8 protein-coding genes and 1 pseudogene are annotated in these 10,372 nt (G+C 60.6%); 6 read left to right on the top strand and 3 right to left on the bottom strand.

Annotation, left to right across the window (positions count from 1 at the left end; genetic code table 11):
• From B5E43_RS11465 to B5E43_RS11440, 6 genes and pseudogenes are all read left to right on the top strand, one after another.
• Positions 1–445 (top strand): mannonate dehydratase (locus B5E43_RS11465; RefSeq protein ID WP_206406992.1); only part of this gene is annotated, 445 nt, incomplete at its 5' end.
• A gap of 15 nt (positions 446–460) precedes the next feature.
• Positions 461–1,315 (top strand): SDR family oxidoreductase, encoded by an 855-nt coding sequence (locus tag B5E43_RS11460; RefSeq protein WP_242964814.1) that lies wholly within the window; start codon positions 461–463, stop codon positions 1,313–1,315.
• Positions 1,316–1,554: 239 nt separating this feature from the next.
• Positions 1,555–1,986: a hypothetical protein gene (locus B5E43_RS11455; protein WP_087396829.1), complete on the top strand. Its 432-nt coding sequence runs from the start codon at positions 1,555–1,557 to the stop codon at positions 1,984–1,986.
• Positions 1,983–3,814, top strand: a pseudogene (gene ftsH, locus B5E43_RS11450) (ATP-dependent zinc metalloprotease FtsH). Before B5E43_RS11455 ends, ftsH begins: the two are co-directional and overlap by 4 nt.
• Positions 3,811–4,353, top strand: a complete 543-nt coding sequence (locus tag B5E43_RS11445; RefSeq protein ID WP_087396827.1) for a DUF308 domain-containing protein — start codon at positions 3,811–3,813, stop codon at positions 4,351–4,353. The pseudogene ftsH and the gene B5E43_RS11445 overlap by 4 nt, the downstream one beginning before the upstream one ends.
• Before the next feature lie 75 nt (positions 4,354–4,428).
• Entirely contained in the window at positions 4,429–5,262 is an 834-nt protein-coding gene (locus tag B5E43_RS11440; RefSeq protein WP_242964813.1) for a glycosyltransferase family 8 protein, read from the top strand.
• Positions 5,263–5,406: 144 nt separating this feature from the next.
• Here B5E43_RS11440 and B5E43_RS11435 read toward each other — a convergent pair whose 3' ends face one another.
• From B5E43_RS11435 to B5E43_RS11425, 3 genes are read right to left on the bottom strand one after another with little or no spacing between them, the layout of a single operon-like run.
• Positions 5,407–6,405: an SIS domain-containing protein gene (locus B5E43_RS11435; protein ID WP_158099041.1), complete on the bottom strand. Its 999-nt coding sequence runs from the start codon at positions 6,403–6,405 to the stop codon at positions 5,407–5,409.
• A gap of 16 nt (positions 6,406–6,421) precedes the next feature.
• The gene (locus tag B5E43_RS11430; RefSeq protein WP_087396822.1) at positions 6,422–8,167 is read right to left on the bottom strand and encodes a hydantoinase B/oxoprolinase family protein; all 1,746 of its coding nucleotides are present in this window, start codon (positions 8,165–8,167) and stop codon (positions 6,422–6,424) included.
• A gap of 1 nt (position 8,168) precedes the next feature.
• Positions 8,169–10,229, bottom strand: coding sequence for a hydantoinase/oxoprolinase family protein (locus B5E43_RS11425; RefSeq protein WP_087396820.1), 2,061 nt, complete (start codon positions 10,227–10,229; stop codon positions 8,169–8,171).
• Between the last annotated feature and the right edge of the window lie 143 nt (positions 10,230–10,372).

The raw sequence follows: 10,372 nt of genomic DNA, 5'->3' as shown, positions 1-10,372 counted from the left end.
CCCCTACCCCATCTTCGGCCTGCCCCGGGTCATCACCTGTGAGGAGAATCTGGACCGGTACCTGTCCATTGTGGACTCCCCCGCCAACAGCCTGTGCCTGTGTACCGGCTCCCTGGGCTGCGCCAAATTCAACAAAATTCCCGCCATGGTGCGGAAGTATGCCGGCGCCGGCCGCATTGGTTTTATGCACATCCGCAACGTAAAAATTCTGGCCGACGGCTCCTTTGAGGAGCGGGCCCATCTGACCTTCTGCGGGAGCCTGGACATGTATGAAATTGTAAAAGCGCTGGTGGACAGCGGGTTTGACGGCTACGTCCGCCCCGACCACGGCCGGATGATCTGGGGCGAGAGCGGCAAGCCGGGCTACGGACTCTATGACCGGGCCCTGGGCGCCGCCTACATCAATGGACTGTTCGAGGCCTGTGAAAAGGCCAAGCGAAGCTGAGAAAGGATGATTTTTGTGGAAAAGAACGTTCTGAATACCGATCTGACTGGAAAAGTAGTGGTGGTCACCGGTGCGGGCGGGGTGCTGTGCTCCGCTTTCGCCAAGGTGCTGGCCCGGGCGGGGGCCAAGGTGGCCCTGCTGGACCGCAACCAGGAGGCCGCCCAGAAGTTTGCCGACGAGATCACCGCCGAGGGCGGCGTGGCCAAGGCCTATGTCTGCGACGTGCTGGACAAGGAGGTCTGCTATGCCGTGGCCGACGCGGTGGAGGCCGACCTGGGCCCCTGTGACATCCTCATCAACGGCGCCGGCGGCAACAACCCCCGGGCCACCACCGACAAGGAGTACTACGAGGACGGGGACATGGACGCCGACACCAAGAGCTTTTTCGACCTGGACAAAAGCGGCGTGGAGTTCGTCTTCAACCTCAACTTTATCGGCACCCTCATCCCCACCCAGGCCTTTGCCCGTCAGATGGTGGGCCGGGAGGGCTGCAACATCCTGAACATTTCCTCCATGAACGCCTACACCCCCCTGACCAAGATCCCCGCCTACTCCGGGGCCAAGGCGGCCATCAGCAACTTCACCCAGTGGCTGGCCGTCCACTTCTCCAAGGCCGGCATCCGGGTCAACGCCATCGCCCCCGGCTTCTTCTCCACCAAGCAGAACCAGAAGCTTCTATTTAACGAGGACGGCACCCCCACCGCCCGCACGGGAAAGATTCTGGCCGCTACCCCCATGGGCCGGTTCGGCGACACGGAGAAGGAATTGGCAGGCGCGGTCCTCTTCCTGCTGAACAACGAGGCCGCCAGCTTTATCACCGGCGTGTGCATCCCCATCGACGGCGGCTTCTCCGCCTACTCCGGCGTGTGAGCCGGGAAATTTCCCCCACAGTCCCCGCCGGCCTGCCGCCTCCGGTCCGGAGCGGGCAGTATGCTTCCAAACGCCTGGCTTTCTCCGGGCCCTAACGCACCCTTTTTTCTTTGTCAATCCTGCCGGAGTGTAAAATTCTTTTACACTCCGGCCCTTTGTGTCTATACACATTCAAAGCAGTGCCAATTGCGGCCTCGGAGTCAACCGCTATAATAACAGACAGAAAGGGGGCCAGAGGCATGGCACATGAGATCCTGGCGGTGAAGCTTTGCGAATTGGAGGATCGGTTTATCCGTCTGAGAAGCCGAATCCATCTCAGCGAAACCGCCGGTCACGATCAGCTCCGGCAGGAGATCCGGTCCTTGTCCCGAGAGTGTATGGAGACGGAGCTGACCCTGTGGCAAAAATTGCAGCTGTCCAGAGCCGAGGTTGTGGCAACCCTGGCAGGCACTTACAGCGAAATCGAGCAGAGTATTCAACGGGCAAAGGCAAAGCTGGAAGAACAGGCCGCCGCCCGAAATGACGCCGAGGCCCAGGCGGAAGAGAAGATCCTCCTGGCGGAGTACGCCCTGGATTTTGCCGTGCAGGCGGCCAACCGGGCCTTGCTGCTGGCGATGGAAGCCATTGACGCCCAGTCGCCCGGCCGGGAAAACGAAAGGAGACCGTCATGAAAGAAGTAAAATCGCCCAAAAAACCGCTGATTTATTATTACTGTATCGTTCTGCTGATGATCCTGGCGTTCAATATGCTGGTCACCCCCCTGCTCACCCAGAACCGGGTGGTGGAGGTGGATTACGGGACCTTTATGGACATGATCGACGACAGGAGCATCGGCGTGGTACAGGTCGAAGACACCCAGATCCTGTTCACCGACAAAACCGGGAGCACCATCTACAAAACCGGTCCCATGGAGGACCCCACCTTGACACAGCGGCTCCACGAATCCGGAGCGGAGTTTACCCGGGTGAGTGCCGAGTCGGTCTCCCCTGTGTGGAGCTTTCTGCTGACCTTCGTGCTGCCCATGCTGATTTTTGCCGCCCTGGGCCAGTACATGAGTAAAAAACTGATGGAACAGGCCGGAGGCGGAAAAAACTCCATGGCCTTTGGAATGGGAAAGAGCAACGCCAAGGTCTATGTCCAGTCCACCAAGGGGATCAAATTTTCCGACGTGGCCGGTGAGGACGAGGCCAAGGAGAGCCTGGCGGAGATCGTGGACTACCTCCACAACCCCAATAAGTACAGCCAGGCCGGCGCCTCCATGCCCAAGGGCGTCCTGCTGGTGGGCCCTCCGGGCACCGGCAAGACCATGCTGCCAAGGCCGTAGCCGGCGAGGCCAACGTGCCCTTCTTCTCCATGTCCGGCTCGGAGTTTGTGGAGATGTTCGTGGGCATGGGCGCCTCCAAGGTCCGGGACCTGTTCCGGCAAGCCAAGGAGAAGGCCCCCTGCATCGTATTTATTGATGAGATCGACGCCATCGGTCAAAAACGCCACTCCGGCAGCGGCTACGGCGGCAACGACGAGCGGGAACAGACCCTGAACCAGCTGCTCACGGAGATGGACGGCTTTGAAGGCAACACCGGCGTGATCATCCTGGCGGCCACCAACCGGCCTGAATCTCTGGACCCGGCCCTCACCCGCCCCGGACGGTTTGACCGGCGGGTGCCCGTGGAGCTGCCCGACCTGGCGGGCCGGGAGGCCATTTTGAAGGTCCACGCCAGAAAGATCAAGGTAGGGTCGGATGTGGACTTCCATACCATCGCCCGCATGGCCTCCGGCGCTTCCGGCTCGGAGCTGGCCAACATCATCAATGAGGCCGCCCTTCGGGCGGTGCGCAACGGGCGCACCATCGTCAACGAGTCGGACCTGGAGGAGAGCATTGAGGTGGGCATCGCCGGTTATCAGAAGAAAAACGCCGTCCTCTCCGACCACGAGAAAAAGGTGGTCTCCTACCACGAGATCGGCCATGCTCTGGTGGCGGCCAAGCAGACCAACTCCGCTCCGGTGCAGAAAATCACCATCATCCCCCGCACCTCCGGAGCTCTGGGCTACACCATGCAGGTGGAGACCGGCGACAAGTATCTGATGACCAAGGAGGAGATCGAGAACAAGATCGCCACCTACACCGGCGGTCAGGCCGCCGAGGAGATCGTCTTCGGCTCCTACACCACCGGCGCCTCCAACGACATCGAGCAGGCCACCAAGCTGGCCCGGGCCATGATCACCCGCTACGGCATGAGCGAGGACTTTGACATGGTGGCCATGGAGACGGTAAACAACCAATATTTGGGCGGCGACGCCTCCCTGGCCTGCTCTCCCGAGACCCAGCGGGAGATCGACCGGCAGGTGGTGGAGCTGGTGAAGCGGCAGCATGAAAAGGCCAGGCGGATTCTGGAGGAGAACCGGGAAAAGCTGGACCAGCTGGCCCAGTTCCTCTATGAAAAGGAGACCATCACCGGCGAGGAGTTTATGGAAATTCTGATGGGAGGCGAAAGGAAATGAGAAGGCGCTCCGGATTTGGCTGGCTGGAACTGGCCATTGGCATCCTTCTGATTCTGTTGGGGGCTCTGGCCTTTCTCCGGCCGGACCTTGCCCTGAACAGTCTGGTGTTTGCCTATGGCGTGGCCGCCGTGGTCATGGGCATCGCGGACATCATCCTGTACATCGAAGTGGAACGGTATACGGGCTTCGGCCCCATCCTATCCCTGATCGCCGGGGTTTTGAGCGTCATGTCCGGCGTCATGCTGGCGGTCTATCCCAGGACGGGAGTGCTGGTGCTGACAGTGCTGTTCCCTATCTGGTTCATCGCCCACTGCATCTCCCGCCTGACCCAGCTGAACCATGTCCGCTATGTGGCAGGCAGCGGGGTCTACCGCTTTGCGCTGGTGATCAACATCATCGGTTTGATCCTGGGCTGCCTCATGATCCTGCGCCTGCTGTTCACCCTTGCCACACTGCGCTATTTTGCCGGCTTCTACCTCATTTTGCTGGGCATTGAAGCCGTGGTGACGGCGGTCAGCCGCATGGGCACCCGTCGCTGAGGCTTCTCCTGCTCCGCTTCCGGCTGAGCAGGCCTCCCCCGCGGAGAAAACAACAAAACAGAAAGGCGTTTGTGTATGGACCCGATTTTTCTTTTGGCCACATTGGATGAAACCTATCTTCCCCAGCTCCAGGTGATGCTCACCTCTCTGCGGGTGAACAATCCCCGGGATACCTTCGTCCTTGCCCTGCTCCACAGCGGGATTTCGGACCAGGCCCTGGACAGGGTGCGCATACAGTGCGGCACATACGGATATACGTTTATGCCCGTTCCGGTGGATGACACCCTGTTTCAGGAGGCGCCCATCACGCGGCAGTATCCCAAGGAGATGTACTACCGGCTGCTGGCCCCCCACCTGCTGCCCAAACAGCTCCGGCGGGTCCTCTATCTGGACCCGGACACCCTGATCATCAACCCCATCCGTCCCCTGTGGGAGACAGACCTGAGGGGCAAGCTCTTTGCCGCCGCCGCCCACACCGGCAAGACGGAGCTGATGAGCGGCGTCAATCAGCTGCGGCTGGGCACCGAACAGGACTATTACAACTCCGGCGTCCTGCTGATGGATCTGGAGGCCGGGCGGCGGGAGATCGTCCCCCAGGAGATCTTTCAATATGTACAGCAGCACCGCAGAGAGCTGATCCTCCCCGATCAGGACGTTCTCAACGCTCTGTACAGTGAGAAGATCCTTCCCCTGGAGGATGTGCTGTGGAACTATGACGCCCGCAATTACAGCAGCTACCTGGTCCGCAGCGGGGGGCGGTGTGACCTCAGGTGGGTGATGGAGCACACGGCGATCCTCCACTTCTGCGGAAAAGAGAAGCCCTGGAAGCCCAAATATATCCACCGCTTCGGCATCCTGTACCAGCACTATATACAGCTGACCCGGCGGGAGTGGGGAGTCCGTCTATGACCCACCGGTACGCGCGGATTTCCGGCCGCCTGCTCCTCGCCGCCACCCCCACGGCGCCGGACCGTCCGTGGCGTGTCCATACTGAAACAAAAGGGCCGGCCCACTGCTTTAGCACCGGGCCGGCCCTTTGGGAAAATCCAGATCTCAATAATCAAACTTCCACATGTAGCGGCGATAGCTCATGGGATGCATCCGCACATCCCCCATGGCCGCAATAAATTGCTTGGAGATGGGGTGGAGCAGCAGGGCGTTGAAGTACTCCGCCACCTGAGGATCCAGCTGGCCCAGGCCAAGCTCCTCCGCATCGATGATCCAGTGGTGGCCGCCAAACTGATTCAGGAACCGCTCGGCCCGCTCGTCCAGTGGACGGGTGCGGCCCACGCTCTTGAACAGCAGAATAGCCAGATCCTTGTCACAGGTCTCAAAGGCGCCGTGGAAATACTCGCCGGAGTGGATGGGGACACAGTGCACCGTCTGCATCTCCTGGAAGAAGCAGAAGGCATCGGAATAGGAGACCTCCCAAGCAGCGCCGCTGCTCATCACGTTCCACACCGTGTCATCCTTATAGGTCATGGCAAACTGGGCCGCCTTGGCCTTGACGCTCTCATGGGCGGCGCCGTAGATCTCAGGCATCTTTTCAAAGGCCTCGATAGCCTTATCATAGGCGGCATAGTGGTCATATTCCTTCAGCAGCCAGAAGGCAATTTTCAGCGCCGTGCCCTGGCTGTTGTAATGGACCAGAGAGGGGTCCTGATACCACTCGTCCGCATGGTAATAGGTGATATAGTACCGGGCGGTCTGAGCCGTGAGAGAATCCGCATAGCCGGACAGACCCACCGTTACAGCGCCCTTTTCATTGGCCACCCGCAGGGCCTCCACCGTCTCCGCGGTGGCCTTGGTGGAGGTGGCAATGACCAGAGTGTTGGGACCTACGGTCTGGGGAGTGGCATTGACAAACTCGCTGCTGTTATAGCCCAGCACCTTCAGACTGCTCTCCTGCCCCAGCAGATACCGGGCCGGATAGGAGGAGGCGAAGGACCCGCCGCAGGCCACAAAAATCACCTGCTGCAGTCCGCCGTTGGCGTCCAGATCCCCCTTCACCTTCTCCATGACATCAATTACTTCCTGCATGCCTTTTACCATTGCATGTTCCTCCTTTTTATTCCGCCCTGGCGGCTGCGGTGGCGGCCTCATCCACCTGGAACTCCACGCCCTGGCGGCTGATGACCACACCGTACTGGTCTCTGGCCGCTTCCACGGACACCTTGCCTTCAATCACGTCCTTGAGCACCTTTTCCGCCGGACGCTTACGGGGATCGCCGTAGCCGCCGGCTCCCGGCGTGATGACTCGGATCACATCGCCCTTCTTCAGGGGCAGGCTGGTGGTCTTGTGCCCCATCCGGGTCACGGAACCGTCTTCCGCCGCGACACGGTAGAAGGCGCCGGTGCCGCCGGGCTGGCCACCCTCCAGCCCCCAGGGGTGGAACTTGTGCCGGTCGCCCAGGCCGGTATAGAGCACATTGTCCTGGAGGATCTCCAGTTCCCGCTCAATGCCCAGTCCGCCGCGCATCTCACCGGCGCCGCCGGTGTCCGCCTTCAGCTCATACTTCCGGGCCAGAATCTTGGTAAACTCCATCTCCGTGGCCTCAATGGGCATGTTGGAGGTATTGGTCATGTTCACCTGCACACCGGACAGGCCGTCATAGTTCCGGGAGGCTCCGCCGCCGCCGGCAATGACCTCGTGGAAAATAAAGACGCTGTCTGTGCCGATGGCTCCCTCGCCGGACAGAATGGTCGTGGTGCAGGCTCCGTTTCCGGCGGTGACAATGGCATTGGGGAAAATGGGGGCCAGCGCGCCAAAGATCGCGTCGGGTATCCGCTGCTCACAGTCAATCTGGGCGCCCACCGGGCTGGGCTCTGTGGGATTGACAATGCAGCCCTTGGGGGCAATGAGGGTTACAGCCCGGTTAATTCCCTCGTTGGCTGGAATATCATCGCCCATCAGGGCCTTTACCGCAAAGAACACCGCGGCCTGGGTACAGGGGTATGGCACGTTGATGGGGGCCTTGATTTGCTCCGCCGTTCCGGTGAAGTCGAAGATCAGGTCGTCCCCCTTTACGGTGACGGACACATGGATGGGCAGGGGATCGGGATACTTGTCCCCGCAGCCGTCCACATAGTCGGTGTAGGTGTACACGCCGTCGGGCAAACTGGACACCACGGCCCGGACCCGGCGCTCGGAGTAATCCACCAGTTCCTTCATGCAGTCAATCAGGGTGTCGCCGTAGCGGGCATAAGCCTCCTGCAGCCGCTCCACGCCGATGAGGTTGGCGGAGATCTGGGCGGTCAGGTCGCCCTCCCGCTCCTGAGGTACGCGGGTATTGTCCAGCAACAGGTCCATCACGCTCTGGTCCAGTTCTCCCTGCCGTCGGATCCGGATCACCGGAATCCGGATGCCCTCCTGGAACAGGGAGTCGGCATCGCCTGAGGTGGAGCCGGGCACCTTGCCGCCAATGTCCGAGTGGTGAGCGATGTTGGCGATCCAGCCGATGAGCTTCTCCCCGGCAAAGGCGGGGGCGGCGATGACGATGTCAGGCAGATGGTTGCCGCCGCCGTGATAGGGGTCATTGGCAATGAACATATCTCCGGGCTTTACATTTTCCCGACCGAACTTGGCATAGATGTTGGGGACTACTCCCAGCATGGAACCCAGCAGCACCGCCAGGCTCTCCACCTGGGCCACGCTGTTGCCGTCCGGGTCGATGACGGCGGTACACACATCCCGCCGCTCCTTCATGTTGGTGGAATAGGCGCTGCGGACGATGATGCCGAAGGTTTCTTCCGAGATGGACATCAACAGGTTCCGGAGGACCTCCACGGTCACTGTATCAATTTTTCTTCCCATCTTACTTCTCCTCGTCATGGATCTTCAGATTGTGATAACCGTCCACATGGATCGTCCAGCCCGTCGGCACCACCAGGGTGGTGTCCATCTGCTCGCAGATGCAGGGACCCGGAATGGCCTGGCCGGGCACGAAGCTCTCCCGCTGGTACACCGGAGTCTTCACATAGTAGTTCTGGCCCTGGAACAGCACCTGCCGGTAGGCGATGGGTTCGGGCAGATCCGCATCGGGCCGCAGGGGCTCAGGCGTCAGCTCCGGCTTGTCAATGATACCGATGGCGGACACCCGGTAGTTGACCACCTGGACCACGGCATCCTCCTTGCAGTAACCATAGCTGCGTTTGTGCTCGGCGTGGAAATAGGCCAGCACCTTCTTCAGGATCTCCTCGGTCATCTCGCCGGTGGGTACCTGGATGCTGATTTCAAAGTTCTGACGCAGGTAGCGCATATCCAGGAAGTATTCAAACTGCCGCCGCTCTCCAAGGACACCCTCCTTGTCCAGCAGTTCGTTGCCCTGCTCCGTCATGCTCTGGAACTGTCTGGCCATCTCCGGCACATTTTCGGGAACGGCATTGAGCACCATGGTCCGGGACAGGTCAAACTTGGTATCGGCCAGCAACAGGCCAAGGCTGCACAGGGTGCCGGGGTGGGGCGGGATCAGGACCTCCTTCATCCCCAGCTCCTTGGCCACCTCGCAGGCGTGGAGGGGACCGGCGCCGCCGAAGGCCATCAGGCTAAACTCCCGGACGTCATAGCCCTTTTCCACCGAGACGCTACGGATAGCGCGGACCATGTTGGAGTTGACCACGGTGATGATACCGTTGGCCGCCTGCTGCAGGTTCAGGTCGGACTTGTCGCAGATCTTGGTCTGAATGGCCTGCTTGGCCAGCTCGATATCCACGTCCATGCGTCCGCCCAGGATCTTTTTCTGGTTCAGCTTGCCCAGAACGATGTTGGCGTCCGTGACGCAGGGGTTCTCCCCGCCCCGCATGTAGCAGGCTGGGCCCGGCGTGGCGCCGGCGCTCTTGGGGCCGACCTTCAGGGCGCCGCCATCGTCAATTTTGGCAATGGAGCCGCCGCCGGCGCCGATGGTGATGATATTGATCATGGGAATGCGGGCGGGGTAGCCCTCTACCTCCCGCTCGTTGGACACCTGAGGCGTGAAGTTCTCAATCAGGGAGATGTCCGCGCTGGTGCCGCCCATATCAAAGGTAATGATCTTGTCCGCATTGCACTGCTTGCCGATAAAGGCCGCAGCGATGACGCCCGCGGAGGGGCCGGACACAGCGGTCTTGATGGGGCAGTCCACCGTCTCCTTGATGGAGATGATGGAACCGTTGGACTGGGTGACATAGGGCTCCACCTGGATGCCGATGCCCTCTACCGAGTCCCGGAAGTTGTTCACATACTTCTTCATCACCGGGCCCAGGTAGCTGTTGAGCACCGTGGTGCTCATGCGGCTGTACTCCCGGAACTCAGGCACCAGTTTGCTGGAGATGGTGACGTAGGCTTCGGGAAACTCCTCTTTGATGATCTCCTCAATGCGCAGCTCGTGGACCGGATTGACGAAAGAGAACAGGGTGCACACGGCAATGGCGGCCACCTTCTGCTCCTTCAGATAGCGGACCACCCGGCGGGTCTCTTCCTCGTCCAGAGGAGTATCCACCGTGCCGTCATAGCGGATCCGCTCCGTCACCGTGCAGTTGAACCCCGAGGGGATCAGCGGATAGGGCTTCTGGGCCTGCAGGTTATACAGAGACGGGCGGCGCTGGTTGCCGATCTCCATCAGGTCCTTGAATCCCTTGGTGGTGATCAGGCCCAGCCGGGCCCCCTTCTTTTCGATCAGAGCATTGGTTCCCACGGTGGTGCCATGGGCCAGATAGCTGACGGAGGCCGCCTCCGCCTTTTTCATGGCCAGCACCGCCAGAACGCCCTGAATAATCGCCTTGGAGGGGTCGGAGGGGGTGGAGCTGTCCTTGTGGTGGAACAGCTCGCCGCTCTTCTGGTCAAATACGGAGAAATCCGTAAAGGTGCCTCCAACATCTACGCCAATCATGTAAGCCATATGTTTCACCTCATCGTACAATTTGGAGTGTTGTCCTCTCCGGACGTTTCAGTCCCCCTCACGGGTTCCGGGGCGCCCAGTTGGCGCACAAGACGCCGCCTCACTCTTCTTTTTGCCGATGCCACGGCGCCAACGGCATCCGT

The organism is Flavonifractor sp. An100 (assembly GCF_002161175.1).
Lineage (GTDB): Bacteria > Bacillota > Clostridia > Oscillospirales > Oscillospiraceae > Lawsonibacter.
Note: the sequence above shows the minus strand (reverse complement) of the source record. Positions and strands in the feature narration are given on the sequence as shown.